At 48.8% G+C, this 26948-nt stretch carries 24 protein-coding genes; 16 read left to right on the top strand and 8 right to left on the bottom strand.

All coding sequences use genetic code 11. The features are described from left to right. The first annotated feature begins 82 nt into the window (after positions 1 to 82). Genes CWE22_RS09740 through CWE22_RS09730 form a run of 3 tightly spaced genes read left to right on the top strand, consistent with a single transcriptional unit; the run spans position 83 to position 2256 of the window. Positions 83 to 769 carry a hypothetical protein gene (locus CWE22_RS09740; protein ID WP_169931260.1) on the top strand — a complete coding sequence of 229 codons (687 nt, stop codon included), beginning with the start codon at positions 83 to 85 and terminating at the stop codon, positions 767 to 769. A gap of 2 nt (positions 770 to 771) precedes the next feature. Continuing rightward, complete coding sequence (locus CWE22_RS09735) at positions 772 to 1380, top strand: FtsB/FtsL family cell division protein (protein ID WP_169931259.1); 609 nt, start codon at positions 772 to 774, stop codon at positions 1378 to 1380. A 21-nt stretch (positions 1381 to 1401) separates the two neighbouring features. Continuing rightward, on the top strand, positions 1402 to 2256 hold the full coding sequence (locus tag CWE22_RS09730; RefSeq protein ID WP_169931257.1) for an MgtC/SapB family protein: 855 nt from the start codon (positions 1402 to 1404) through the stop codon (positions 2254 to 2256). On the opposite strand, the gene CWE22_RS09725 is transcribed toward CWE22_RS09730, so the two are convergent. After that, the gene (locus CWE22_RS09725; RefSeq protein ID WP_169931255.1) at positions 2236 to 3900 is read right to left on the bottom strand and encodes a serine hydrolase domain-containing protein; all 1665 of its coding nucleotides are present in this window, start codon (positions 3898 to 3900) and stop codon (positions 2236 to 2238) included. The genes CWE22_RS09730 and CWE22_RS09725 overlap by 21 nt on opposite strands. A gap of 135 nt (positions 3901 to 4035) precedes the next feature. Between CWE22_RS09725 and CWE22_RS09720 the strand changes: the two genes are divergently transcribed. The 4 genes from CWE22_RS09720 to CWE22_RS09705 all read left to right on the top strand — a co-directional run bounded on the left by CWE22_RS09720 (position 4036) and on the right by CWE22_RS09705 (position 7259). Further along, positions 4036 to 4602, top strand: coding sequence for an SOS response-associated peptidase (locus CWE22_RS09720; RefSeq protein ID WP_244596047.1), 567 nt, complete (start codon positions 4036 to 4038; stop codon positions 4600 to 4602). 154 nt (positions 4603 to 4756) lie between these two features. Then, on the top strand, positions 4757 to 5389 hold the full coding sequence (locus tag CWE22_RS09715) for a peroxiredoxin (protein ID WP_169931251.1): 633 nt from the start codon (positions 4757 to 4759) through the stop codon (positions 5387 to 5389). 83 nt (positions 5390 to 5472) lie between these two features. Then, the gene (locus CWE22_RS09710; RefSeq protein WP_169931250.1) at positions 5473 to 6363 is read left to right on the top strand and encodes a response regulator; all 891 of its coding nucleotides are present in this window, start codon (positions 5473 to 5475) and stop codon (positions 6361 to 6363) included. 197 nt (positions 6364 to 6560) lie between these two features. Further along, complete coding sequence (locus tag CWE22_RS09705) at positions 6561 to 7259, top strand: 2OG-Fe(II) oxygenase (RefSeq protein ID WP_169931248.1); 699 nt, start codon at positions 6561 to 6563, stop codon at positions 7257 to 7259. Here CWE22_RS09705 and CWE22_RS09700 read toward each other — a convergent pair. Continuing rightward, a complete protein-coding gene (locus CWE22_RS09700) occupies positions 7245 to 7697 on the bottom strand; it encodes an OsmC family protein (protein WP_169931247.1) in 453 nt (150 codons plus the stop codon). The genes CWE22_RS09705 and CWE22_RS09700 overlap by 15 nt on opposite strands. Positions 7698 to 7761: 64 nt before the next feature. Here CWE22_RS09700 and CWE22_RS09695 point away from each other — a divergent pair, with 64 nt between their 5' ends. Next, positions 7762 to 9441 (top strand): NAD-dependent malic enzyme, encoded by a 1680-nt coding sequence (locus CWE22_RS09695; protein WP_169931245.1) that lies wholly within the window; start codon positions 7762 to 7764, stop codon positions 9439 to 9441. A gap of 68 nt (positions 9442 to 9509) precedes the next feature. Then, positions 9510 to 10493 (top strand): hypothetical protein, encoded by a 984-nt coding sequence (locus tag CWE22_RS09690; RefSeq protein ID WP_169931243.1) that lies wholly within the window; start codon positions 9510 to 9512, stop codon positions 10491 to 10493. Between the two features lies 1 nt (position 10494). On the opposite strand, the gene CWE22_RS09685 is transcribed toward CWE22_RS09690, so the two are convergent. Continuing rightward, positions 10495 to 11733: an Nramp family divalent metal transporter gene (locus tag CWE22_RS09685; RefSeq protein WP_169931241.1), complete on the bottom strand. Its 1239-nt coding sequence runs from the start codon at positions 11731 to 11733 to the stop codon at positions 10495 to 10497. Positions 11734 to 11839: 106 nt separating this feature from the next. On the opposite strand from CWE22_RS09685, the gene CWE22_RS09680 reads away from it, so the two are divergent. The 6 genes from CWE22_RS09680 to CWE22_RS09655 all read left to right on the top strand — a co-directional run bounded on the left by CWE22_RS09680 (position 11840) and on the right by CWE22_RS09655 (position 16308). Then, positions 11840 to 12328 carry a methylated-DNA--[protein]-cysteine S-methyltransferase gene (locus tag CWE22_RS09680; protein WP_244596046.1) on the top strand — a complete coding sequence of 163 codons (489 nt, stop codon included), beginning with the start codon at positions 11840 to 11842 and terminating at the stop codon, positions 12326 to 12328. A 166-nt stretch (positions 12329 to 12494) separates the two neighbouring features. After that, a complete protein-coding gene (locus CWE22_RS09675; protein ID WP_169931239.1) occupies positions 12495 to 12800 on the top strand; it encodes a DUF4148 domain-containing protein in 306 nt (101 codons plus the stop codon). 235 nt (positions 12801 to 13035) lie between these two features. Continuing rightward, a complete protein-coding gene (locus CWE22_RS09670) occupies positions 13036 to 13824 on the top strand; it encodes a DUF3667 domain-containing protein (protein ID WP_244596044.1) in 789 nt (262 codons plus the stop codon). Between the two features lie 6 nt (positions 13825 to 13830). Next, positions 13831 to 14877 carry a bifunctional glycosyltransferase family 2/GtrA family protein gene (locus CWE22_RS09665; RefSeq protein ID WP_244596042.1) on the top strand — a complete coding sequence of 349 codons (1047 nt, stop codon included), beginning with the start codon at positions 13831 to 13833 and terminating at the stop codon, positions 14875 to 14877. Further along, positions 14874 to 15602 (top strand): hypothetical protein, encoded by a 729-nt coding sequence (locus tag CWE22_RS09660; protein ID WP_169931235.1) that lies wholly within the window; start codon positions 14874 to 14876, stop codon positions 15600 to 15602. Before CWE22_RS09665 ends, CWE22_RS09660 begins: the two co-directional genes overlap by 4 nt. Continuing rightward, positions 15595 to 16308, top strand: a complete 714-nt coding sequence (locus CWE22_RS09655; RefSeq protein WP_169931234.1) for a PepSY domain-containing protein — start codon at positions 15595 to 15597, stop codon at positions 16306 to 16308. Before CWE22_RS09660 ends, CWE22_RS09655 begins: the two co-directional genes overlap by 8 nt. On the opposite strand, the gene CWE22_RS09650 is transcribed toward CWE22_RS09655, so the two are convergent. Beyond that, positions 16305 to 17366 carry a helix-turn-helix transcriptional regulator gene (locus CWE22_RS09650; protein WP_169931232.1) on the bottom strand — a complete coding sequence of 354 codons (1062 nt, stop codon included), beginning with the start codon at positions 17364 to 17366 and terminating at the stop codon, positions 16305 to 16307. The genes CWE22_RS09655 and CWE22_RS09650 overlap by 4 nt on opposite strands. A gap of 107 nt (positions 17367 to 17473) precedes the next feature. Between CWE22_RS09650 and CWE22_RS09645 the strand changes: the two genes are divergently transcribed. After that, on the top strand, positions 17474 to 18358 hold the full coding sequence (locus CWE22_RS09645; protein ID WP_169931230.1) for a MaoC family dehydratase: 885 nt from the start codon (positions 17474 to 17476) through the stop codon (positions 18356 to 18358). A gap of 31 nt (positions 18359 to 18389) precedes the next feature. Here CWE22_RS09645 and CWE22_RS09640 read toward each other — a convergent pair whose 3' ends face one another. The 4 genes from CWE22_RS09640 to bcsB all read right to left on the bottom strand — a co-directional run bounded on the left by CWE22_RS09640 (position 18390) and on the right by bcsB (position 26935). Beyond that, complete coding sequence (locus CWE22_RS09640; RefSeq protein ID WP_169931228.1) at positions 18390 to 20927, bottom strand: penicillin acylase family protein; 2538 nt, start codon at positions 20925 to 20927, stop codon at positions 18390 to 18392. Between the two features lie 174 nt (positions 20928 to 21101). Then, positions 21102 to 23606 carry a cellulose synthase subunit BcsC-related outer membrane protein gene (locus tag CWE22_RS09635; protein ID WP_169931226.1) on the bottom strand — a complete coding sequence of 835 codons (2505 nt, stop codon included), beginning with the start codon at positions 23604 to 23606 and terminating at the stop codon, positions 21102 to 21104. After that, complete coding sequence (gene bcsZ, locus CWE22_RS09630; RefSeq protein ID WP_169931224.1) at positions 23596 to 24765, bottom strand: cellulose synthase complex periplasmic endoglucanase BcsZ; 1170 nt, start codon at positions 24763 to 24765, stop codon at positions 23596 to 23598. The genes CWE22_RS09635 and bcsZ overlap by 11 nt, the downstream gene beginning before the upstream one ends. A 1-nt stretch (position 24766) precedes the next feature. Beyond that, the gene (gene bcsB / locus CWE22_RS09625; RefSeq protein ID WP_169931222.1) at positions 24767 to 26935 is read right to left on the bottom strand and encodes a cellulose biosynthesis cyclic di-GMP-binding regulatory protein BcsB; all 2169 of its coding nucleotides are present in this window, start codon (positions 26933 to 26935) and stop codon (positions 24767 to 24769) included. Between the last annotated feature and the right edge of the window lie 13 nt (positions 26936 to 26948).

Below are 26948 nucleotides of genomic sequence, written 5' to 3'. Positions count from 1 at the left end.
CGCTGTCTATTTAGACCAGTTAGAGTGCTATTAACACAACCTTTACAACTCGATACATTGAGTAATAAGGATATTGCCGCACATGACGCGCTTTGCACATTCAGCAGTCTTCATTTTCTATATCGCGCTGAGCTTCGGTCTCTGGTCGGCTGCCAGCCAACCGTCAGAGCAACCCGTATCAGCAACCAACGACCCAGTGCTTGAGTCCGCATCTGAGCAGTCTGTAAAAAATCCGCTGCGCCCAACTGACTCCAGTCATTCGCTCGCCCAGCTCTATGAGCTCCTCGCTGAACTGAAAAGCGTTCGTGACGAACTACAAGCGAGTTCGGAGCATGCAAATATTGATGTGGCAGCGTTCACGACTATGACCAACGACCAGAGGCGCGAGTTACTGCAAGATGAACTTGCGCAGGGTAAAGCAGTACCAAAATCAGCGATGCCCTACCTGCTCGGGTATGACACTACGTTCGCGGAACTATACGCACCCGATAGCCGCTTCGCGGACTGGGATTTTGAAGCTGAGCAGGCTGAAGTCGCAGCGATGCTTGCTGAACCAGAGGCTGCCGAAACCTTTGAACGGATCAGTTGCCTTAAAATGACCTGTAATATCCACTTCGGGACCAATAATTATTCGCAAAAAAGAGGGATTGAGAACGCCTTCAGAAATGCTTTGTCGAACCAACCGAACGCCGGTAGGCAGCGTTGGCTTCACACTAAACAGGATTCCAGCGAAGTGCATATTTCGTTTGGTCGCAGCTTGGATAACTAATCATGAATCGTTATCTTCTAATCAGTCTCCATGTTATCGGCATCATGTGCGTTGCTTTGGCTGGTTATCAAAATTGGCAGGCATCAATAGCCAGCAATTCCTTGGCACAGTCCTCTACTCAGGTTGAAGTCAACATAGAGCCCAGTATTGCAGCAGCATCAAGCACTTCCTATCGGGAAGAGTACGATCAAATCAAAGCCGACATTGCTGACTTAGAGGCGGAGATTGTGAATCTGCGTGCATCAGGCAAACGTCTCAAATCTGAACAAACTGAATTACCGAGTCATCCCCTCGATGATGAATGGAATCAGGCGCGTGACCCGGTTGCCGATTTTGCGGATGACGGCCCAGAAGACGCTGCACTGACGCAGCAAGTTGATGATCTCTTTATTACCCACGAAATGCTGCGTGATTATAATTTTCGCAATTTGGAATGTCGACAAACGTCCTGCCGCTTCTTTGTGGATACAGACTCAACGAACATGATGTCGATGGTGATGCGAACTCACCGAGCTTTGGTTGAAACGGGACTTCGTTCTGAGCAACCGTATGTGCATTTGGTCCCCAATGCAGACGGCGAATTCGAAATGATTGTAAACTGGGAAAATTAAACCACCCGTGAGTTAATTACTATGCCTTTCAAGTTTGCTGCGATTGTTAACGAGTGGCGTTCAGCGCTACTGATGTCTCTGGCATCGCTCGCTTTGCTGTGGTTGCTGCCCAATCAAGGCTTTGGCCCCTATCAAGCCATAAACCCATTTCAAATTTGGCTATTTGTCATCTTCATCACGGGTATTTCGCTGGTCGGTTACGTAGCAGTGCGTCTACTTGGCAGCACCCGCGGACTGCTGATGACTGGTTTTTTCGGCGGCCTCGCCTCGTCAACAGCGGTGACCTTAAGCTTTGCTCGAATCGCTAAAAAGCATCCTGCCTACTCAAGCACGCTAGCGGCTGGCACCATACTAGCCGCGGGCACTATGTTTCCTCGAATATTGATTGAAGTTGCTGTTATCAACTCAAAACTCGTCGAGACGCTGATGGTTCCACTTCTATTAATGATGGTGATCAGTTACAGCGGTGTGATTTGGTTGGTTAAACAACCCGTAGCGAAATTACTGCAGCCTCAAGAATTACCGATCAATAACCCATTTCATTTTGTTCCAGCGTTACAATTTGCCTTGCTATTAATTGTCATCATTCTTGCAACGGAGCTGGGACGGGCTCAATTTGGTGACCAAGGACTATTTGTCGTCGCTGCATTAAGTGGCATTACGGATGTGGACGCTATCACTATCACGGTCAGTCAGCTTGCTTTGTCAGACATTAGCGAATCATCCGCCGTTTTGGCGATTATGATTGCCGCCGTTACCAATACTTTGGTTAAGGCGGCAATTGTTTGGTTCATTGCGGGTCGACGGCTGGCTTACCAAGTTCTCAGTGTGTTTGCCATCGCCCTAGGCAGCGGTTTACTCGCCTTTTGGTTGTAAACGCGGTGCTGGCATCGCTCGACCACCTTGATTTAAAGTCAGCTCTTGAGCAGGTCCATCCGCGCTGAGGTCAAATACCATTTCGATACCAAACTGGTCGTTGAATAGAACATTGTCGCCCTCCGATTGCACTGGGAATGCATTTTGTCCCGTTGCTTGGGCAGTCATACCTGCATCAGTGCGACGAATGGTAATGACAAAGCCGGGTTGCAGCTCATATTCACCCACCAGACGTTCCTGTTGCTCCGCAGTTAATGAACTGACATTGCGCATCGCGACTTCATTGCTAACTTTCTCAGCACGTTCAGCTTCAGCACTATTCACCTGATAAAAGTCAACACCAGTAACATTACCGCTCTCATCTCGAACCGCTTCAAAATATGCTGCGGAGCCTTCTAAAGCGAACTGATCATTCCCTACAGGAATAACGACTGACTGCGTGCCGCCTTGACGCTGATTCAGCAAACGACCATCTTCCAGCTTCAGCGTGCGCTTAGTGTCCTCATTGATTTGGTAAGTGCCCACGAGTTTTTCTAATTCCATTGAACTCATTTCGACTGGAGTTTTTTCAATTGGGAATGTGTTGCCCGCTGCTATCGCTGCAAGTCGGAAGGCGACATCGGTTGGGCTAGCAGGACCGCCGGCAATGTTGGACAGCACCACCACAGATATTTCCTGCTCTGGCAACCACAGTGCATAGGTGCTAAAGCCATGAATACCGCCACCATGTGACAACGTATCCCAGCCACGGAGCTTACCCGCGGCAATGCCATAGCCGTAATCATCAGCAATATCTTCTGGTGTGATCATTTTCTCGTAACTAGCAGCAGAAATGACCTTGCCACTATGCAGTGCAACCTGCCATTTATCCACATCAGCGGCTGTTGCAGATAAGGCTCCTGCAGCATGCGGCTGAGTCATACTCAGGTGCGGCGCATTGATAGGTCCATCTTCACTATTGTGGTATCCCGGAATCCGGCGAGGCGTGATTTTCGCATCTGGATAGTAAGCAGTATCGTTGATTCCTAATGGCTTCAACAAACGATTGACTATGTAGCTATCCCAGGGTTGTGCAGTAACCTTTTCAATAATAGCCCCCAACATGACGTATGCAGAATTGTTGTAGCGCCATTCAGAACCGGGGTCAAAATCAAGCGGAAGCTCGGCGAATACTGCGATTAATTCGGCAGTCGTCAACTCACGCTGAATTCGTGTGTCACTCATATAACCAGGAATACTGGTATAGCTAGCAATACCCGACGTGTGGTTGAGTAATTGATGCACGGTAACATCGCCAAATGCGAGATCGGGCCACCATTTGGAAACCTGGTCGTCCAAACTGAGCTTGCCTTCATCGACTAACTTTAGAATCGCGGCAGCGGTGTATTGTTTCGTCACCGAAGCTAAGCGAAAAATATGGTCGTTTTCCATAGCTACGGCAAGTTCCATATCTGCCATCCCTGCTGCGGTGGCGTATACCGCCTCACCTGCCCGCGAAACATGAATAGCGGCACCAGGCAGATTCTGCTGGTAACTTGAACGTACAACTTGATCGTAAGCACTGGTATCCGCCTGTGCCGAAAATGATAACAAAAGCGTACTGAGGGCAATCGTCGATAGACCGGTTGAATAAGTTATTTTCATTGTTTTCTCCCAAACCGAGTTGAATTGAGAGAAAGTCTAGTTCACTTTGTTTAAAAGTGTTCGCGATGTTCGTTTACAAATGTAACCAGACATGAACATCAAGCTAATGGAGGGAATAAAAAAATGTGTGGCCGCATGAATGTGATCGCAGCGCCGTTAACTGCGTATCTCGACGAGCAGTTGGGTATCGAATTCAAAACACAGGATAATACTGACTTGCGCCCTACTCAGCGCATTGACACATTGATGTGGAATCAAACGACAGAGTCAATCCAGCAAGTACCGACACGCTGGGGTATTCAGCCAACCTGGGCAACAAAACTTCTGATTAATGCCCAAGTAGAAACAGCGGCAGTGAAGCCTACCTTTAAGCGTGCTTTTACCCAATCACGTTGTGTGATTCCAGTTTCAGGTTACTACGAGTGGCGAACCGAAGAAGGTCGTAAAGTGAAGTATCTGTTCGAAAGCAGGGACAACAGCCCTCTATTTATGGGAGGACTCGTCTTCCATGGTCCACAGCATCCAGAACTCGTCAGTTTGACCATTGCACCGAATGAAACCTGCGCAGCGTATCATCATCGCATGCCATTCTTTGTCCTAGTGGACGCTATGAATTATTGGTTCACCAGCGCTGTCGAACAGTTAGGACCGTTACTACAACCACTCCCAGATGCGGCCATCCAGGTGAGCCAAGCAGAATAACTTAGCGTAAATCAAACTAACGACCACCGAAGTGGTCAACTAAACTATTGGTTACTGGCTGATAGATATTAGTTACTAGAAAACACAGATCTGTGCTCGTCGAGTGGCCAGTAACTATTCGCTTTTAACGATTTTTATGTTCAGGAGGTTTATTATGGCACTGCGTATTGGCGATACCGCGCCTGACTTTTCCATCGATACCACGAATGGCCCTATCCGGCTGCACGACTGGGCGCAGGGATCGTGGGTGTTCTTTTTCAGCCACCCGGCAGACTACACGCCGGTTTGCACGACCGAGATGGGGCGCACCTCACAACTGGCTCCAGAATTTGCCAAACGTAATGTCAAACCACTTGGCTTATCGACCGACACGGTTGAACAACACAAAGGCTGGATTCAAGATGTCAACGAAACTCAGAACACCGTTCTGGAGTTTCCAATTGTGGCTGACAAAGAACTGAAAATTGCGCAGCTGTACGACATGATTCACCCGAATGAGAGTGTCACGGCTACGGTGCGCTCAGTTTTCATCATTGACCCGTCGATGAAGATCCGTTTGATGATGACCTATCCGATGACCGTCGGACGCAATTTTGACGAGATCTTGCGCGTGATTGATGCATTGCAAACAACCGATAAGCAAGAGGTTGCTTGTCCAGCAGATTGGCGTCCGGGTAATCCAGTCATTATTCGCCCCACCGTCAGCGATGAAGACGCCAAGAAAAAGTTCCCTCAAGGTTGGACAACTTTGAAGCCATACTTGCGCATTACTGAACTCGATAAATGATTAAATTTCATACGAAGCCCTAGCATTAACCACTACTCGTGGCATAATCGAGTAGTGGTTAATTGATTGAATTAGGGGCTCCGTTGAAGTACACATTTGATGGATTTACGATCGACTCCGACCAACTGTGTATCGACTATCAGGGAAAATTGCTTCAGATCGACAGTCGTATCATTAAACTGATGATACTACTGATTCAGAAATATCCAGAAGTAGTCAGTCAAAAGGAATTACTCGAGACACTGTGGAACGGCTCCGTCGTATCGACTTGGTCCGCGTCGCGTCTTGTTGCAGACGCCCGAACCTTTTTTAAGTCTCACCAGTATGATCTAGCGATTATTCAGACGCTGCGTGGGCGTGGTTATCGACTCGCGCCGGAGTTAGCGCAAAGGTTGAATCAGCCCAATAACAGTGTCACGCCGTCACAACCTGTGACGACGCCAACGCCTGCCAAGAACAAAAAAGTCTGGATTAGTACAGTCGTTATGCTGGCAATTGCCGCCATTTCTGCACCCATTTACATGACGGCATTTCATACTGAAGCCAATACTCCTCGAGTGATCAAATACAGCGAGCCACTTGAAGTGGTCGGTCGTATTTTGTGGGTGGACGATAATCCATCCAACAATGAACGAGAAGTTACTTACTTTGAAACGCATGCTTTTGGTGTCTACAGCGCGTTGACGACTGACGATGCATTAACACTGCTTGAATTGTATAACTACGACATCGTTATCTCAGATATGGGGCGTCATGATGATCCGCTCGCAGGTATGCGATTACTCGATGCCATGCGAGCAAGAGGCGATGACACGCCTTTTGTGCTCTACACTATAGTTGCCAACGAAGCGCAACGTCACTTATTTGCTGAAAAAGGGGGTTATGCCGTTACCACCAACCCCGATACCCTCGTTGAAACCATCATGAATATGCCGCTTCAAAATTCTTCAAATCGTTTCAAAGACAAACCGTGAAAAGCAGCACATACTCAATGTGCAGTTTGTTTCACGGATGTGCGAACCACGGATGGCTTCGCCATGGATGGCTATTTATTTGATTTGAAATGACAGACATTCAAATTTAAGGGCGCGGCTTCTCACGAATCCGCGCCTTCTTTTTTGCAGCGACATCAGCTAGTGTATGGCTATCTATCTTCGTTTCAGGATATGTTGTGGCTGTAGATTTTATTGAAGTTTATGATGATGCGCTGTCGGCTGAATTTTGTCGTGAATTCATTCAGCGTTTTGACACGAGTCCACACCTTACAGCGGGCCGCACCGGCGGTGGTGTAGATACCAATAAAAAAGTCAGTGAAGACTTGTATCTCAATCAGCATCCCGATTACCAAGATGCTCTTGCGGTCATTCAAGCGGCGACTCGAAAGCATGCTGTGGAGTATTTTACCAAATACCGTTTTGCCCTCATTGCCCACGTGGCCCTACAAATAAAACATCCGCAAACAGGCGAGCCGACCGCTTTAACGCATGAAAATTTTGACGACATCGCAGCCGGTAACGAAGAGGCCTACATGCAGTTTCTTTATCGCATGGGACCCATTCAGGCGCAGAAGTATCCGCAGGGCAAAGGCAACTACAATTATTGGCACTGTGAAGTATATCCAGAGAAAAATAGCGTCGAAGCGTTGCATCGAAGCTTACTCTTTATGTTTTATTTGAATGATGTGGAACACGGTGGCACGACCGATTTTTATTATCAGAATCGCAGTATTCAACCAAAAACAGGACGTATGGTCATTGCTCCTGGCTACTTTACCCACACCCACCGCGGTACCGTGCCAGAATCCAATGACAAATACATCCTCACCAGTTGGATTCTGATGAATTCTGGTCAACAATTATTTGGTGCTTGAACGAACGCCCATGCCCGTGCTGTCATGCACTTTCGCGGTAACTTCAATACCCTGCCTGACACTTTGAGTCACCACACAAAAGTCCTCAAATTGCGCCAAGATCTTATCTAATTGGGGTAATTCGATAGCGGGATTACCGAGGCGTAAGTCGACATCTAAGTGCGTCACCCGCAAACGTCCATCAACACGATCGGTAGTGGCTGTCACTTGCGCACGCATTTGACCTGGATCCCCCTTATATTTGCGCACCGCAAACATTAAGCTGGCCGCCATACAATTCGCTACGGCCGCGGCAAGCAATTGACTCGGACTGGGCCCAGAACCGCTGCCCAGCGGCTCAGGCTCATCGGTTGTGATAGTCCCAAAATCACCAAAATCAACTTCAAATTTATAGCCTTCAACCAACTTGAGATTGACGACAGTGGCCTGATTACTCATGTTTTAGTCCTCATTTTTTGGCATAATAGCTGCCCTTTTGACTATAGCGCGAGGAGAATGATTCATGAAGAATCCGCTGTATATTCCTTATGCAGGCCCCAGTCTGTTAGAAACACCTTTACTGAACAAAGGTAGTGCTTTTACTCGCGAAGAACGTGCTGCCTTTAATCTAACGGGTTTATTGCCACCGCGCTATGAGACTATCGAAGAACAAGTCAAACGCTGTTACCTGCAATATTCCAGCTTTGATACCGCGCTAAATAAACATATTTACCTGCGTGCTATCCAAGACAACAACGAAACTTTGTTCTATCGCTTGTTACAAAATCATCTCGAAGAAATGATGCCCATCATTTATACGCCAACGGTGGGTGATGCTTGCGAGCAGTTTTCCGATATCTATCGCAGTTCTCGTGGACTGTTCATTTCTTATGAAGAACGCGACCAACTCGATGATATTTTGCGTAATGCGACCAAACGTAAGGTTAAAGTCATCGTCGTGACCGACGGCGAGCGAATTTTGGGCCTAGGTGATCAGGGTATCGGTGGCATGGGCATTCCTATTGGTAAACTGAGTTTGTATACCGCTTGTGGCGGTATCAGCCCAGCTTACACCTTGCCAGTCTGTTTAGACGTGGGTACCAATAACGAAAAGCTTTTGAATGACCCTATGTATATGGGTGCTCGGCACAAGCGCATTGGACAAGCAGAGTATGACGAGTTTATTGAGAAATTTATGCATGCAGTCCGGCGACGTTGGCCCGAAGCAATGATTCAGTTTGAGGATTTTGCGCAACCGAATGCGATGCCAATTTTACGCAAGTATCGCGATGACTTCTGTTGCTTCAACGATGACATTCAAGGCACCGCGGCTGTTACGGTCGGCACTTTGCTCGCTGCGTGCAAGGTTAAAGGTGTGCAACTGAGCCAGCAAAAAGTGGCGTTTGTCGGAGCCGGTTCCGCTGGATGTGGTATTGCTGAACAAATCATCCAACAAATGATTGCTGAGGGAATATCCGACGAGCAAGCACGCCAGCAAGTATTTATGGTCGATCGCTTCGGGCTACTGACCGAGGGCATGGAAGGCCTCAGAGACTTTCAAGCTGCGTTGGCACAGCCGCGAGCAGCATTAGAAAAATGGGAACATAGTGGCGATTATCCTTCCTTGCTAGACGTCATGCACTGCGCTCAACCGACCATTCTCATCGGTGTGTCTGGGCAGCCAGGTCTATTTACAGAACAAGTCGTGCGTGCCATGCATCAATATACATCGGCGCCAATTATCTTCCCATTGTCGAATCCGTCACGACAAATTGAAGCGCACCCCGCACACATTATCGAGTGGACCGAAGGACAAGCCATCGTTGCCACCGGGAGTCCTTTTGATCCCGTCAAATTCCAAGGTCACGAATTCCCGATTGCGCAATGCAATAATAGCTATATCTTCCCGGGTATCGGATTGGGCGTGCTGGCAGTCAAAGCTCGGTCCATTAGTGATGCCATGTTAATTGCCGCAAGCTCAACACTTGCTGAAGCGTCACCGAAAGTAAAAGGTGAAAGTGAGCATTTACTTCCAGCTATTACGTCTATTGCTGAGCTCAGCAAGCAAATTGCGTTCGCGGTAGCCAAGGTGGCGCAAGAACAAGGTTTAGCGCTCGAGATTAGCGACGAAACGCTTCGCCAACGGATTGATAGCCAATTCTGGCAGCCAGCTTATCGCAACTACAAGCGGGTCAGTATTTAACCGATTCCAACTGGTCAGCCTTCAACTTTCCTAGTATGTTGAGAAGACATGGAAAGTTGGAGGTAGGCATGAGTCAACTGCAGTTCTCGAGATATTGGATCGGTGCGCTGATATACGCGGCGATGATCTCGGCTGCCAGTGCCCAAGCGACGGAAACCAATTCAGAGCAATCTAACAATCCGCCACCGGAAATGATTGATGATTTTCGTGAAGGCGTAAAAAGTTCCGTTAGTGCGACTGCCGCATGGCTGGACTCATTTTTTACCGATGAGGTGAATCCAAAAGACTACGACACCGCCTATGGTAGTTTTTCGATACGTCCAGAATGGGACGAATATGATGGCTTCAAAATAGATTCCAGCTTCCGCGCTAGCGTAGTATTCCCCCATGCCGAACGACAATTTTCAGCCTTCATAGGTCGCGGTGATTTCGACGATATCATCAACAATACGCAAACCACTCGTCCATCAGTGATTCGACGTGATCAAAGTGATGAGGAATGGATGGTTGGGCTAGGCTTTGACCCTTACGTCGAAGATCATCACAGTTTCTCCATAGGCGCAGGTTTCCGCGGTGGTATAGACCTAGACCCGTATGTGCGCGCCCGCTACCGGTTTGAGACCATTCTCAGTGATGCGAGTGAAATTCATTTGCAGTCTGTCGGATTTTGGCGCGATAGCGACGGCTTTGGCATTGCACAAACCATTGAGCATGACCAAGCCTTCGGTGAACGTTGGTTTAATAAATTTTGGATTCGCGGGACCTTTGCTGAACGGACCGAAGGTATTCGTTGGCATGCTTCAGAAAAACTTTACTTTATGTACCATCCAGAGCGCGCTATCGGTGGTGAGGTCTGGTGGTATGGTGAAACACGTAATGCAGTACCCATGCAAGACTATGGGCTACGGGCACTCCATCGGAGTCGCTTCATGCGCGATTGGCTGTATGTGGAAAGCTGGATTGGCTTGCACTGGCCACGTGAGTTCGTTGAAGAATCACGTCGACCACGTTGGCTGGTTGGCATTGAAGTTGAGATGTTATTTGGCGACTAGCCTACAGCCAGCCAAACGCACTCGCTAAGCTGCGTCCACCCAGACCACAGGCTACCAATAACACGAGCATACCCAGTGTATTTTGCCGCCAGTTATTGCGCCATTCGCCCAGAACTTCACGATTGCATACCCAAAGTAAGAAGCCCGCCATCAATGGTAACAACAAGCCATTTGCGACTTGAGCAAACCAGATAACACTAACCGGACGAATACCCAGCGAGGCGATACCTACGCCTATCGCTAAGATCGCCAACCAAGTCAATCGAAACGGCAATCCCTTTAAATTACGCTCATATCCAAGTACACCGCTCAACGCATACGCAGAAGCAAGCGGTGCAGTCAGTGCCGACGACAGTCCAGCGGCAAAGAGTCCGATAGCCATAAACGCCGTTGCTGCATCGCCAAATAGTGGCTGCAGCCCCACCGCCAGGTCAGCGGCCCCCTCAATAGTGGCTGCCGTTCCAAAAAATGCCGATGCCGCGGTAGCGACTATCGCTATGGAAATAAATCCGCCCAGCGGTATCGAAACGTAGAGATCGCGCTTCACTTCACGCAGTTGCTCCGGTGACTGCCATTTTTGTGCAGCTGTCGAAGCATGCAAAAATAAGTTGTAAGGCACCACTGTCGTACCAATCAAGGCTACCACTGTCAGTAGTCCGCCAGTTGGAATACTCGGGATCACTAGCCCACTGAACAACGCTCCCCAATCCGGATCGGTCAAAATAAAGGTCACTACAAATGCAATGCTCATGGTCACGACCAATCCGATCAGCACCCGCTCCAACACCTTATAACTGCCCAACCAGAGCAGCACAGACGCCAGCAACCCTAGTAACAAAGGAACCCACTGCGCAGGTACTAGTGGAAACCATCCGCTTTCGCCCAGCCCTGCAATACCGAGACTTGCACCCGTTAGGTTACCGCCTTGATAGACGCTGTTGCCAATCACCACGGCACTTAAAACCAATACCACCACAAACCAACGAACCAGTGGATTGGAGATTGCTGCACGAATATTCTCACCCAACCCTTGTTGCGTCACGACACCTAAACGCGCAGCCATTTCTTGCAATATGATGGTCGCAATAACAGAAAAGACCAATGCCCAAAGGAGTGCATAACCGTAATTCGCTCCGGCCAGAGATGCAGTAACTACAGTACCTGGGCCAATAAAAGCAGCGGCTACGAGTGCAGCAGGACCAAGTTGTGGTCGAAAACGAGCAGAATCAGAACGTTTCATGGGCTATCCTTTACTAAAGTCAGTCGACACTAGCACAGCTTATTTCGATTATGCTAGAACTCTAACTAACGAATTTTGTCCGATCAGAATAAGGATGAACGCACCAATGAAAAAAATGACTTCACTCTACTGTGGCACGGTTATGACTCCGCTCGGCCTGGTTTATGTGGGTAGCGATGGTGTCGCGGTAACCGAGGTGTACTTTACTGACGAGCCGGTCAATTCAACTGCTGCATGTGAAGTGGTTGACCGCGCGTTACAACAACTCAAAGAATATTTTGCTGGAGAAAGGCAACATTTTGATTTACCCCTCACTGCTCAGGGAACCGCTTTTCAGCAGTCGGTCTGGCGCCAATTGCGAGCTATTCCGTACGGGCAACTGGCAAGTTATAAGGATATCGCACAAGCAGTCGATAACCCCAAAGGAGTTCGTGCTGTTGGTATGGCCAATAATCGAAATCCAATCAGTATTGTGATTCCGTGTCACCGAGTTGTCGGCAGCAATGGTTCACTTACTGGCTACGGCGGTGGTTTGGATAAAAAAGAATGGTTGATAGCACTTGAGAAAGCTCACTCTGATGCAGAACTGCACTGATAAAGTAAGGAAAGTGCTAAACTAGAGCCCTGATGTTAAGAATCAGCAAATGTAATGCCAAAAAGCTAGACGAATCCGAGAAAGTGGCACTTAATGACATCGAGGCAGTAAGGACAAGGCAGAAATTCTGCGCTGTCCTGTAAACAGTAAACAAGGAGTCACTCTCATGAAAAAAATTATCTTATTACTTGCAGCATCTACTTTAGCTTGGTCGACACTGGCTTTCGCAGCTCCTCAAAGCAACGAAGATCCGAAGCAGAACGACAAGGGTCAAGAAACTGCTGAACAGGTGAAAGCTAAAGCTGAGCAAGCAAAATCAGAGCGCGACGCATTGCGCGAGCAAATGAAATCTGAAAAGGAAGCGTTGCGCAAAGAACGCGAAGCGCAACGTGACAAACTTCAAGCTGAAAAAGATGCAGCTAAAAAGAAAGACAAAGACGCGAAGAAAGATGGTGATAATGGCGATTACTAAGTCATAGCCGTCGGAGTTTTTCTTTAAAAAAGAGCCTTAATCGGCTCTTTTTTTATGCAGGCTTTTTTATTTTTAATCAGCTACACTGCAGGCAGTAGGATAAGAATAAGAGACGCTAATGGACCCCAGCGCGCAACTGCCAGCACCGTTACATTTCTGCAAGAATTGTGACAGTGAGCTCATTGGTGAGTACTGTCACCAGTGTGGTCAACAAGACAAACAATACGTCCGTAGTATGTTTGCTGCGGTTGGTGACCTATTTGGTGAGATAGGTCATTGGGATTCTCGGTTTTATCGAACCATCGTTGGCCTGATGGCTCGCCCTGGCTTTCTTTCACTAGAATTTGTTCGTGGTCGACACGCATCTTATGTACCGCCACTGCGGCTCTATTTTTTCATTTCCCTGATTTCTTTTTTGATCCTCACTTCCTTCATTGATTTTGACACTATTGATTCATCTGCATTTACTGGCCCGGAACCTGTAGCTGTTGAAGGTGAACCCGCGAAAAAGCTAAGTCCGAAAATTAACATCGGTTGGCTTTCTGAAGCAGAAGAAGCTGAGATCAACACTAAACTGCAATACCTTGCTGATAATCCTAAGATACTGGTGCAACGCTTAGTCTCGTTGGCACCACAAATGATGCTTTTGATGCTGCCATTTTGGGCGTTGTTCTTGAAGCTAATCTACATTTTCAATCGACACTATTATCTAGAACATCTCGCAGTGGCTTTGCATACCCATGCTTTTCTGCTGATGTCGATTACAGGACTTACAATACTCTCGGTCAGCATGAGCTCACTCACGGCGCTGACTGGAAATTCGCAGTTTGTTGAAATCGCCGACTGGTTAGAAACATCCATTCTTATCTGGATGGCGACCTACATGCTGATTACGCAAAAGCTTTTTTATCAGCAAGGTTGGTGGAAAACACTATTCAAGTTTATGGTATGCTCCCTCGCTTATATCTTATTACTGAGCGGTGCGTTCATTGTGCTCATTATCTACGGCATTTTAACGGCCTAATTATTTATGCAAAACAACTCAGCCAGTCAGATGCTGCCTGTTATTATTATTCCTGCACTCGACCCTGATCAACATTTAGTGGATTTAGTCGCCGAGTTGATCGAGCAATATCGAAACAGCTTTCAGCACCTTGTGGTGGTGAATGACGGCTCCAGTAAAACCGACGCTTTTCAAGCAGTGGCTAAGTTTGATGCTGTTACTGTGCTCGAGCATGAGCAAAACAGTGGTAAGGGCGCTGCATTAAAAACCGCGATGAAGTGGCTACTCGGACAACCCATTACTGCAGTGGGTGCAGTCACCGCCGATGCTGACGGCCAGCATCGCCCCCATGACATCGCGCGGATCGCTGAACAGCTGCTTCAACAGCCAGACACCTTATGGCTCGGTGGTCGCTGTTTTGCTGGCAAGGATGTGCCATTGCGCTCTCGCATTGGAAATAGATTCTCGCGATTTATGTTTCGTCTCGGGTTGGGGGTGGATGTTGAAGACACCCAAACGGGTCTGCGTGGAATTCCATTTGCTGTCCTCCCTGCATTACTCGAGTCCGACAGCGACCACTACGAGTTTGAGCTTGATATGCTGATGTTTACCAAGCGAATGCAGTTTCCGATCGATTCTATTCCCATTGAGACGGTGTACGAAAACAACAACGAGGTCAGCCACTTTCGACCCTTGATTGACTCGATGATGATCTACCGGAAATTTATTAAATTTTCAGGGGTCAGCATCATTTCTGCAGTCATCGATTACGGTGTGTTTGCTCTCATTTATGCCTTTACCGGTGAGATCTTAGCGGCAATTGCCGGTGCTCGATTGTTCTCTGGCATTTTCAACTTTACTGCAAACCGTCAGTGGGTCTTTCAGCGGGGTGGACAGTTACGATGGGACGCGGCCAAATATTCAGCTTTGGCGGTGGTGTTAGTTTTGCTCAACTATGCCTTTACCAAAAGCCTGTTATGGCTCAGTGTGACACCATTTATCGGTAAACCCTTATCTGAGTTTATGGTGTTCCTACTCAGCTATAAGTTACAGAAGAAGCTGATTTTCAAATGAAACGTACTCGCATTCGTTGGCGTATTTGGCATCGCCGTCTAGCTTGGCTCGTTGGTATCCAACTGTTGCTGTGGAGCATCAGTGGTGCTTACATGGTATGGCTGGAACTCGATTATATCCGTGGCGCCAGTCACACCAACGCCAAAGGGCAGCAACAGTTGTTGCTTGAACAAGCCCCGAAGACGATTGCCTCATCCGCACAAGTGCTGGAACAATACACTGACGTAACCGCATTAACTCTGCGCCGATTGCCAACCGAGCAATGGGTCTACCAAGTGGATAGACGTTACACCACGTTATTAGTCGATGCAGTATCACTGGAGTCATTCACACTGCAGCAAGCCGACATCGTTGCACTGGCTAACGACTATAGAACATCACAAAGTAGTATTGATGATGCTCCAGCGGTTCGACTACTTACTGAGCAGTTGCCACAGGAGGTGAACTTTGCTGCGTTACCTTTATGGCAAGTGACATACTCTGATCTCTTAAATACAACGCTCTATATTGATCCCGCATCAGGTGTACTAGTGAGTACCCGGCATGATTTTTGGCGGTTGTTTGATTTTATGTGGATGCTCCACATCATGGACTACGATGAGCGTGCTGATATTTCGACTTGGTGGGCTCAGGCGTTGATGCTTCTCAGCTTAGTCTTCATCCTTACGGGTGTCTCCTTGTTGCTCCTTCAATTGAGACGACTAGGGAGGCGATTCCATGCGTAGTCTATTGCGATTGCATCGTCTGTTAGCACTGCTCATTGCAGCGCAAGTAATCATTTGGGTGGTGTCTGGATTTTATTTCAGCTGGCTCGGGCATACCGCACTTGCGGGTGAGAAATATAGAATCACATCAGCTCCGCAATTATTGACTGAACCACCTGCTATTGGCATGCAGACCATCGCTGCGAGATACCCTGAAGCAATTTCAATCGAACTTCATCAGATTATGAATACACCCCAGTACTCCATTGTGCTGCCAACCTCAGAGGTCTATGTTAATGCAAATACTGGTGAACGTTGGTCTACTTCAATGGCCACAGCTCGTGCGCTAGCATTGACCAACTATGTCGGACCCGGCGTTATCGCTGCGGAACGCCAAGTAGACCTCTCGACTGTACTACCGCAACTAACTGGCGAAGGTTTTGCCTTCACCTTCACCGACAATGAACAAACAGTCATTTATGTGAACGCCAGTAATACAACAATCGCAGGTTTTGGGAATCGTTACTCTGCGATAACCGATTGGATGTTTCGACTGCATTTTATGGACTACAGCGGTCAGAGAGATTTCAATAATCTATTGAATCGTTCACTCGGCCTTGTACTTTTGTTTTTTTGCTCTTCCGGAATCCTAATTATCGTGCGCCAACTCGCATCGCGCAGACAAAGGCTGCAACGCAGCAAGCAGCTCACCCGGCAAGATGCTTAAAAGGAGCGTTGGGTCGGCACTTCGAGCTCTTCGACTTCCATATTTTTTAAAGCTTGTGCTAATTCCTGCTTGAATCGTTCGCGAAAATCATCTGGACCCACAACTTTTAAATAAGGAGCTCGAGCCAGCAGCCACTGAATTAAATTGAGTGTGTAAGGCACTGTCACTTCGAGTAATCGATTAAAGGGCTGACCAGGTATGTCGCTTAACGTCTGATCGGTACCCAGAGGTGCATCTTCAATTTCTCGACGCACTGAATTAAAAATGATGGCTTGGAGCCGAAAGGGCTCGCCGAAGCGAAACGCGAGCGCACCCGATTTAGTATAGGCATCTAATTCAAAGTCACCCACGTCGGCGGCAAAAGTGACCGACTCTTGAATGCGACTAATACGTGAAAAAGGTAACTGCCGAATCCTTCCATCTGCGCGTTGACGAATAATCAGATACGCCACCGAACCGCGATAGAACATACCCAAAGTGGTCGCCTCAAGGGTTTGCGCTGGATCGCCTTGGTGGCGATGATAATCCAGGATCACAGCTACTTGCTTGAGAGCAGCGTCCTGCAACCGGTCATTTAAATCAGAAGCCAAATTGGGACCGAGCAATCGATGACCGGCACTCGTTACACGAACCCGATCAAGCCAACGTGATGCTGGTGTGTCACGATGCGCTAGTTGCTGGCGGGCGCGCTCGAATAATGGTTTTACGGCATCAAAGGTATGCATGGGTCCTAATGCATCGAGTTGCTGTTCAGCGACCACTAATGCAAGTGCTACCGGATCTTCAAGCTCTAGCAATTGCTCAAAATCAACTGGATCTACTGCCCAGAGGTTGGCCCGACCTTGTTTACCTGTTTGGTGCAAACCGAAATGACCATCAAGCGTTTCCAGATCACGTTGAATGGTTCGCTCCGACACGGTTTTGAGCTCTCGCTCAGCCAGCACTTCGCGTAACTCTGCAACTGTCCGTTCACGCTCGTAGAGCGCGAGTAACATGTAAACACAGCGTAAAACAACTTCTTTATTATCGTTGCGATGATGAGAGGTAGGTCCTGGCATGCTGGAAATCCATGTATACTATGTGTGTTTTGATGCTAGCGGGCATCGCCTAGCAAAGTCAAAATTATGTTATTCTATCGTCCGATTTTGGACTCAAAGGATGTGAGATGCACACGCAAGCCAATACTACGCTGCCAAAACTTCCGGGGATGCTGATTCGCTCGTTGTTTACGGTTGCTCGAGATGATCAGGCAACAGCCGCAGCGACCTCAATTGCCGGTCAGTTTGTCGCCCCTGCCTTTAGCGCAGAGCAATTGCATAGTTTTCACAATGCATTCGGTGGCTTTGTGGGTGAAGTACCGTTAACTCTCATGTATTGCTTAGCTCAGCGCGTTCATCTGGCGCAAATGCTCGATCCTGAGTTCCCGTGGCCAGCACCAGGACTGGTACATGTGAGCAACGCACTTGAACAACATGCGCCTATTAGTCCAACCACTGAATTCGTCATGCATGCTGTCATCAAGCTCCCGGCACGTGGACCCAAAGTATCACCACGGCGCTTGCGTCCGCTGTTCACTGTGAAGTTTTATCAGAACGATGAACTTGTGGTTACTTGCGTGTCCGAATACCAAGTCATGCCGAAAGATGCACCAAAGTCTTCCAAAACCCGTGAAACTAAGACTGCAACCATGCCTGGCGAAGATTGGCAACAAGTGGAAAGTTGGCGTTTGAATGTGCAGACAGCGCGACAATATGCTCGTCTATCTGGAGATTTTAATCCCATTCATTTACATCCGTTCTTATCGCGCTGGTTTGGATTCCAACAACCAATCATTCACGGCATGTACATGGCCGCGCGCGCGCAAGCAGAAATTGAGCGCTCCGCGAACCAAGCAGTCAAAACTATTGATGTGACATTTAAACGCCCAGTGCCGTTGCCCGCGCGAATTTCGCTGTGGCAGCAACCGGCGAACAACCAGCAGCCGGGACGTTATCAAATTTGTGGCGCTGAAGACCACCTACAACGATTAGAAGGCAGCTTCAGCTTTTAAAACCAGAACTTCAACATGAACGTGCGGCGAGTTACTCGCCGCTTGTTCCTGTCAATTCCAAGACCTCAATTGTATTCGCCTCAATATCTTCATTACTGAATAAAATTGGGCGCAACTGCGGCTCAGATGAGTACAACTGAGTTTGGTCAATGTAATGATCAGACTCAGGATTCGATGCTTGCGAGTATGTCAAAATACCCTCAGCGACCGGTCCATTATCGGTAAACTCCATTGCAAACTTCCAGCTTGAACCGTAGGTAATATGGTAGCCACCGGCCGCAGCACTCAAGTTTGATCCTGGCAGCAGTGGATAGGTATGACGGCGCAGTAAAGTACCATCATTGCCCATATTACTGCTGAAGACGTTGAATCCACCTTCAATGTTATTGGAGCCAGCCCACGGTAAGCGAACTCCTGAAGGCTGTCCATTCGGCAGACTACGCTCAACAAACTGAACAGCGCCCAACGGTGCAGCCACATCTAAACCTGCGTTCACAATACGTTGTTGTGCTGCTGCAAGTTGTTGGAGCACAGTATCGTTTGCTGCGAGTGTATTCGGTGTATTGGTTGGGTCTGCGGCATCAAAACCGTTCACCCATTGCGGGTTACGACGGAACTCTGAGGCAAATTCACGGAACATCATGCCACCCACGCTGTTCAGGTTCATCGTGCCATTCCACTGCCCTAACGCATCACAAGCGGGTGCAATAGATACCGAACCATTTGCGGTTTGTACAGGTGTATCGCCCTGCGCCTCGCAGTGCGCCAGCAAGTCCGTCAACACCTCTTCCCCTAACCAGTTTCGGTTATTGGTGAGACGATCCACCAAGTCGGCACGAGTGAATAGACCGTCTACCGAACCACCTTCGGCTAGGAATTTCTGCCCCATGCGTGAACGGTAGGATTGCTGATTGCCAGTCGGTCCCCAAAGCGGTGAGACACCCGTTATAGGTGCAGCAGGATTGGTCAACCAATAGCTATCATTGGAGTTTTGAACAAAGTCCGTACGGTTGAGCTGTGGCGCTTGTTCAAACGGCACTTTCCCATTTGGCATAAAGCCACTGTCATCACCCGGAAATATCGGTAACCCAGTAGCACCTGTTAACGTTTGATAAAGTTGATTACCACCCCACGCCTGCAACGCTGCTGGTGCAATATTCGGTACTGAGCTGCCGTCTGTAAAGAAGGCTTGACCATCTGCAGACACGGCCATGGTATTGTTAAATACCGTGCCCATATTATCCGCAAATGTCGCTTGGAACTCTTCCATGCTTTCCGCTAAGTTCATACCAAACCACTGATCAAATAAATCGAGGTTCGGCAAGTTGGCATCAAACAATGCATAAGCGACTTCTTGGCCTGTAAAAGGATCTGTGCCCCAAGGTAACGCTCCTGGCACCACGATAATCGGACCAAACTCGCTGTGGTAACTGCGCTTCTGCAGGGTTGCAAATGTTCCTGGACCTGTAGCCACCTGAATCTCATGGAATTTCTCTGTCATCGGCACAGGTTCGCCATCCAGCAAATAGGTTTTCCGATCTGGGTCGCTCGAGTCCAGGGTTAAGCGATGGATAGTGAAACGCGATGCTGTCGAGAACGTATGCGTCCAAGCCATGTGCTCGGTCATACCAATGTTGACCACGCCCGGCATACCCGAGAGTGAGCCACCAACAACTTTCATCTCACCCGGTACTTCAACACCGAAACTCCAGAAGCGCTGGTTACCGGTATATGGGAAGTGTGGATTCGCAATCAGCATCCCTTTGCCTGTGGCACTTAAATCGGAACCGATAGCCCAACCATTCGAGCCAGCTTCCGTTGGATTGGTGTCTGGAATGGTCACATCAGCTGCGTCAAATGAGCCGAGATCAAAACTCTTTCCAGTCGCTTTGTTCATGGCGCCCATCATTTGATCTGGAGGGGTTGCGAGGAACAACGGACCGGTAAAGTTAGCAGCACCTGGCAGTAACGCAACGCCTTGTGCATAGGTCAGTAAGTCAACCGGTGTGATGGGTTTTACCCACGGTTGACCTGCACAGGTGGGGTCAATGTTGTCAACGCCGGTATCGGCCAGATAACGGTTGTAACCACTGGTGTACCCACTAATCATTGCTTGTGCTTCTTCGCTGATTTCAGCGAGTCCAGCTTCTGCGTTCGCGCGAATCCCTAAAGTCAAATAACCGAAGTCATTTAGTAAATTATCCGAGTCACCAGAGCCTGGAACGCGGTCAGGGCCGAAGTATTGCGAGCGCTGTGAATTAAACTTAATAACCTGATCCGCGAGAATACAAATATTGTCGCGCGCGAATGCATAACCAATACCGTAACCAACACTTTCTAAATTTTCGGCTTGAACATACGGCACGCCATAATCTGTCCAACGCACTGTCGCCTCTAAGTTACCATTTGGAGCAAATGCAACTAGGCCAGAAGGCGGTGGTGGCGGCGGTGGTGGTGGTGGCACGAGATCATCATTGTCATCGCCGCCACAGGCTTGTAAAGCAAATATCGAAGAGGTTACGAACAGCGCTGCAACTAGCTTGCGCTTAAAGATAGGAGTGTCAGACATGTGAATACCCTTGTTGTTCTGTATTTATTATTTTCGTTACAAAAACAATAAGAGTATGTGCCTTACTGGTCGGAGCTGCAAGTTAGTTTGCCGCTTCTCCCCAGCGGTTACACTTAATTATAAGGGCGTTGGTCGTATTTTTTTCAATCTCCTCAAGAGCTCTAACAGACAGTTTTATTCAAACCAAGGATTGTCGACGTAGCGCTGCGGAGGTGATGGTGGACGCCTTGCAGGCAAGCTCCAGCCACCAAAGTGATAACGCAAATACAGCATGAAGTTATCTGGTGTGAAAAATTCTGACCGCTCCAAGGTCGTACTAAATCCAATATACCAATGTGAGTTCACACGATATTCAAGTGTGGCTTGGTAACTCTTCCCAAAACCACCGCCGGTGCCACCAGCAAAGGTGGGTTCGATGCCGGTAATCGGCACCAGAGCCTCGGCTTGTGCTTGTAATTCAGGATGGTTTGGAAAGAAATCGGACGCCGCTAGGCGAGTAGATGAACGCCCGAACGAGGCACGCAACCGATACGACAGACGCTGATAGCGACCATACAGCGTAATTGGAACACTCATTGAAACGTAATGTTTAGGACTATAATAGCCGCCTTGCCCGAAAGTCGTCTGACTTTGATCATTTGCAAAGCCCCAACTCAACGCGGTCAAACCGAGGTCTACTGCGAAGGGTTCGGTATCGTAAACGGTCGTATAGAGTCCAGAATACGCATACCACTGGCGATTACTTTTGGTGGCATCGCCATGAAACCAATTCATTCCCGCATTAGCCCACCACCCCCAGCCTGTGCCTTGATCCCAGTTCATACTAAAACCAAGGTTATTGCGTGTTACTGGGCCCCAATCCTCACCGCTGAACGGATCGGTAATACCGGCAAAGTTCACCAGAGCCGAAGTGAGTATTCGCCTCTGAACCTCAACACCCCAGCCGAACTCGCCCACATCACCACTGTAACTTAACCCGCCGACCCAAGCGTAATCATGAAAACCCCATGGGCTGGAGCCGATATCAAATTCCCATGCTTCCCAACGTGCACCTACTCCAAAAGCTACACCTTGCTCTTTCGCTTCGGGCTGAATGCCCTCAGGACAGCGGATCGTACAAATAAGGCCTGTACCAAAACGATTGCGCCAGAAATTATCATCCAAATCGGCAGCTCCCGCATTCGCACGAATCGGATCGACTTGAATAAACCATTCACCGGTTGGATCATCTTCCATCGGCACCGTCAGCCGCACAATAAACGAGTCGGTGTTCATGGTTGAAATACCCGGTGTACTCTCTCGTTCAGCCCGTTCGTACCCTAACCATAATACCGCTTCGCGGCGATCACTCAGATCTTCGAGTCGGGTGGTTGGAATACTGACGAAGTCACCGCCAACCGATTGCGTTCGCGTGTTTTGCACAGCAGCAAGACGCCGATCAAGTAAACGCTGTTGCAGCGCGATAACGCCCTCACCACTCTCGCTACCCGGCAGTTTATCCAGCTGTGTCTGTGCTTCAGCAAACTCACCAATCCGCTCTAAAAATAAGGCATAAGCAAAATAGCTATCGCCGTCGGGATTGACTGCTATTTGTTCCAAATAAAGGTCACGAGCCTCCTCAATTTGACCGTCTTCTTCCAATGGTCGAGCTCGGTCGGCAACGTCCCATGCACTGGGCAAGTCAGGCTCAGGGACGATCTCAGCAGTTTGCGGTGACGCTGTCACAATTTCTGGACCGATATCCACCTCTGACTCGTTTAACGTAACCGTTGTCGTGCTCTCGCTGGATGGTTCCGTGCGGTCTGGAACTGGCTGTGGTTTGGCTCGCTCTGCTATTAGCTGTCGTCGTTGACGAGTCAGGTCACGTTCAAACCGTTGCACTTCGTCATGATTCGGAAAGTATCTTGCTAATTGCTGCACTGCCTGCAATTCAGTCTGGCTGGGCGTTAACGTTGGTAACACACGCAGCCATAAGCTGAGCGCCGCGTTTCCATACACTGAATCTAAGGTCAAACTGGTCAGTTGCTGCAGGTCGGGGGTCGTAAGAAGGCCTAACGCAAGCTTTTGATTGAAGATGGCGAGAGTCGTTGGGATATGCTCAGGATAACGGCGTTGTAACGCTCGCATCCCCTCCAATGCTGCCTCTCGCTCACCCGCTCGGGCAGTAATTTGCCAGTACTCAAGTGCCAGATCGACCGCTAATGGAACAGTGCTGTATACCTGGGGCAGTAACGCCGCAGCTTCACTCGATCGCCCAGCAATATCTAATAATCGAATTTCTGCCAAAGTTTGCAGTTGGTCATCAGTAAGTTCCAGTGATTGCTGTAAACGTAAGGTTTCCAGACTGCGCGGAGCAACGCCCTGCATCTCGATCAATAATTCTTGAGCGGTTGCACGGTCTCCTGCTTGCAAAGCTGCGGTAGCACGCAATTCCAATACCAGTGGGTGACGAGGCAAAACTCTCTGGAGTTGTTCCAACGCCACTTCGAGTTGAAAGGTTCGACCGCGTTGTAACCACAATTGAACACGTTCCTCGACCAAGCGCAATGATTGACGCTTGGCTTGATCTTGCTCTACCTCTGACCAACGAGTCGTTGTGAATGTGGCATCTTGTGCCTGCACTGGAGCAAACCAAACAAGCAATAGCAACGAGATATTCAAGAGCTTCTTATTCATCATCAAGCTCACACCAGGAGTATTCCCAGTTCACTCGCAAGTGGCCATTTTCGGCAAAGCTATAACACTGCAGCGCACCGCTCCCGAATAGTAACAGCATAGTGGTGTAGTAACTGTCCGCATATCGTTCAGGCGCGGTAGCGACAATGCGCGCTCGTTGCAATTTAGCTGCCTGTGAATTTAATTGATCGAGATAGGGTAGCAATATGGCACTAAAACCTAGATTGCCGGTGCCATGATAAGTAGGCTCTAGCCAATCAATTCGCTCCGGCACGCGACCAGTCGAGTCGATTTCCATCGCTAGATCCGAGGACTGATTCAAAAGCTTGGCGAAATCACCGCCGCGCTCCGCCTCCAAAGCTAACCAAAAATAACTCCGAATAGCATCATAATCGGCACTGGGCTCCGGCTGATCAGTCGTCAGACTAAAATCAAAGTTCAGTTGTATCCAATCGGCGTACAGTCCGTGTGGGTGCAGAGCGTAGATTTGTGCGCTCGACTCATACACAGCTTGCCACGTATCCACTCCTGTGCCGGTATATAGGCCCTCAAGCATTGGCAAAGCCATATAACTCGGGTTCACGCGGAAAGTGTTCGTTGTGCTATCGACAAACCCCATGGGTGCAGGCAATAGTACTTGGCGACCGGCAATTGAAATAATTTCGGAGCGCAAAATTCGGTCGGCGACTAACTCACCCAAGGCCCCATATCGAGGTTCATTCCAAAGGCGACCCGCCTCGATTAAGGTGTATGCAATCACCACATCCGCGTCACTCGCCGGATTGCTGTCAATGACACCCCACTCTCCGTTCTCGAAACCCCATAGCCACGCCGGTAATTGCTGCGTGATGTCGCCATTGCTTAAGTTGTTCTCGGTCCACTTGAGTAACTGCTCAAAGCGTTCGCGATCATTCGCAACGAGCGCAAAGAACAACGCATAGGACTGCCCCTCAGAGGTAGAAATCAGCCGCTCATCCGAACGGTCGATTACTCTTCCATGAGCGTCGATAAAATCAGTAACCAAACGCTGGTAGTGGTACTGAAACTGCAATGCCTGAACCGGTGGCTGTGCAGGCGGGGGCGCTTCTTGGCAACCGCCAACTATAGCTCCCGCCAAACACAACAGCGTGACTTTTATCGTGCGCCGCCACCGAGTCCACATATTATTTCTTCACGACCCGTTGTTGTGCGCGCCGTTGGAATACTCGAACAATACTTAAAGCAAGAATCAATACAGCGAGTAAGGCCAGTAGTGTCACCACCATCGGATATTGTGCGAGGTGATAGGTGAATCGCTTCCACCACGACAGACTGCCGACATAATATGGCAGAATGGTATCGTAACTATCGACCCGTGCCGGTGTCAGCACCGCCATAAATCCACTGAACTGATCAGTACTGCTGGCATTATTGAATACCGCTCGAACGCGCTCTAAATAGGAGTCGGTGGTTGCAGTAATGGCAATGACCGAGTGTTGAGTGGAGAAAGGTGATTGGAAACCAACCACCGCAGCACTGGGTCCACTGTTCTGGAGCGCCAGTTCAGGCTGATACAGTAAGTTATCCTGCCCACTCAATGCGTGCCCCTGCAGTTGAGCTTGCAATGCCTCATCCCCAAAGCGTTCAAGCCACTCTCTGAGGGTACTCGAGCCAAGAATTAAATAATCACGTTCTGTGCTGGGTTCTAATTCAGCAATCGTAGTGACCGTAAGTTGTGTGGCGGGATAACCCGTTGCAGAGCTTATTTTGGCAACAACCGTCAGTAATGTTTGCACAATGTCGTCAGTTAACGTTTCGGGGACAACAATTCGTGTGCGCGACAGGTCATCATATTTGGAAAATGGGAATCCAGTCTTCGCAAATAAGTGCACATCCGGTAACGCAACGTAATGATCATACCCGCGCAAATCGATCAGCGAGTTGCCATCGACTGCACCGCGTGCGTTCTGTAAGGGCATTACTCGACAGGCATCACTGACTGAGCCAAAACTAAATTCAAACTGCAGTTGATTAATCGCCCCTAGTTTGAATGAGGGAATCTGCACATTGTTTTCAGCAAATAATCCACCGTCGATTAAAGGCACACGAACACGTTCCTCGGCATTCTCCATACCGGCCTCAGTCATCGTGAAACCTTTAATAAACTCATTATTTACGCTGACCAGCATACGGCTCTCGTCGCGGACAATGGGTGGTGTATAGCGGAAACGTAAGTCGATCGGTATGCCATATTGCTGCCAGGTGAAAAGATCGGGCGGCAAACGCAACTCCAATTGAATCGGCGAACGATTTGAGGCGCTGCGCTCTAATTCACTCGGATGGTCGACTAAATCAGCGAACCGTACGGGCTGATCAATAGAAATCCAACGAGGCGCAGCATAGGCCTCTCTTGACTCGATGGGCATGGGATTAATGGTTGCACTCGACCCGCTTAAGCCTCGATTACCCGTTACAAATGTCGCCGTTGCGTCACGCAAACTCGCGGCTTCAGGCGCCGCAAGAACCAATAGTTTGTAGGTGGGGTACGCAGGATTATCGATAATCTCAACTTGAGGTGCTGCTACCTGCGGATAATTGCGGAGCGCCCAGGGTCGTTCATCATTCGTAAGCATGACGATGGCATGCCGACGGGGCCAACGTAAACGCCAATCTTCATCCCACTCTGGCTCTTCTCGTTGCATCCGCAGCACTTCGATTTTTAGTTCACGCCAATCAGCCAGCATGCCGAAATAGGAGGCCATGATACCGAGCGCTTCGGTTTCTTTCCGTTCTGGTTGAGGAGGTAAGATAAATTGCAATGATGCACTACCAAAATCATTTTTATCAAACCATGGCTCAGGAAAATAAGCGAGCTCATCAGCAACTTTCAGCTGTTGATAATCCAACTGCAACTCACTATTGCGCAGCACTTCGAACCAAGCTGATGGCGAAGCCGATGTACACTGCCCAACATTCACCTCACTCAGTAATTCAAAGCGCAGTTCATTATATTGCGCAAATAACCGAGGATCTAAACGCAAAGTGACGGATTGATTCGTTCCTGCGTCATTGGCTCGCAAAGGAATGACGCCCGTGACTTCATTATTCAACAGCACCCGCACTTGCGTGACAACATCAATGATTGCTGGTGAAGTCTGATAATTTAGACGCAAAGTGGCGCCAGTCACGACGCGGTCAAAGCGACCGCCAAAGCCAATGGTCATCTGTGAGTTAACCCCACTAATCCGCAATGGCGCTTGACTGGTCATCGTTCCCACCGCATAACGCTCTGTCCACTGGGGAAGCTCTGTTACGGGGCGAAAACGCTCTAAAACAGAGAGCTCATTGTCCATGCGGCTCTCTTGT

It is taken from the genome of Pseudidiomarina aestuarii, from assembly GCF_003987355.1.
Lineage (GTDB): Bacteria > Pseudomonadota > Gammaproteobacteria > Enterobacterales > Alteromonadaceae > Pseudidiomarina > Pseudidiomarina aestuarii.
Note: the sequence above shows the minus strand (reverse complement) of the source record. Positions and strands in the feature narration are given on the sequence as shown.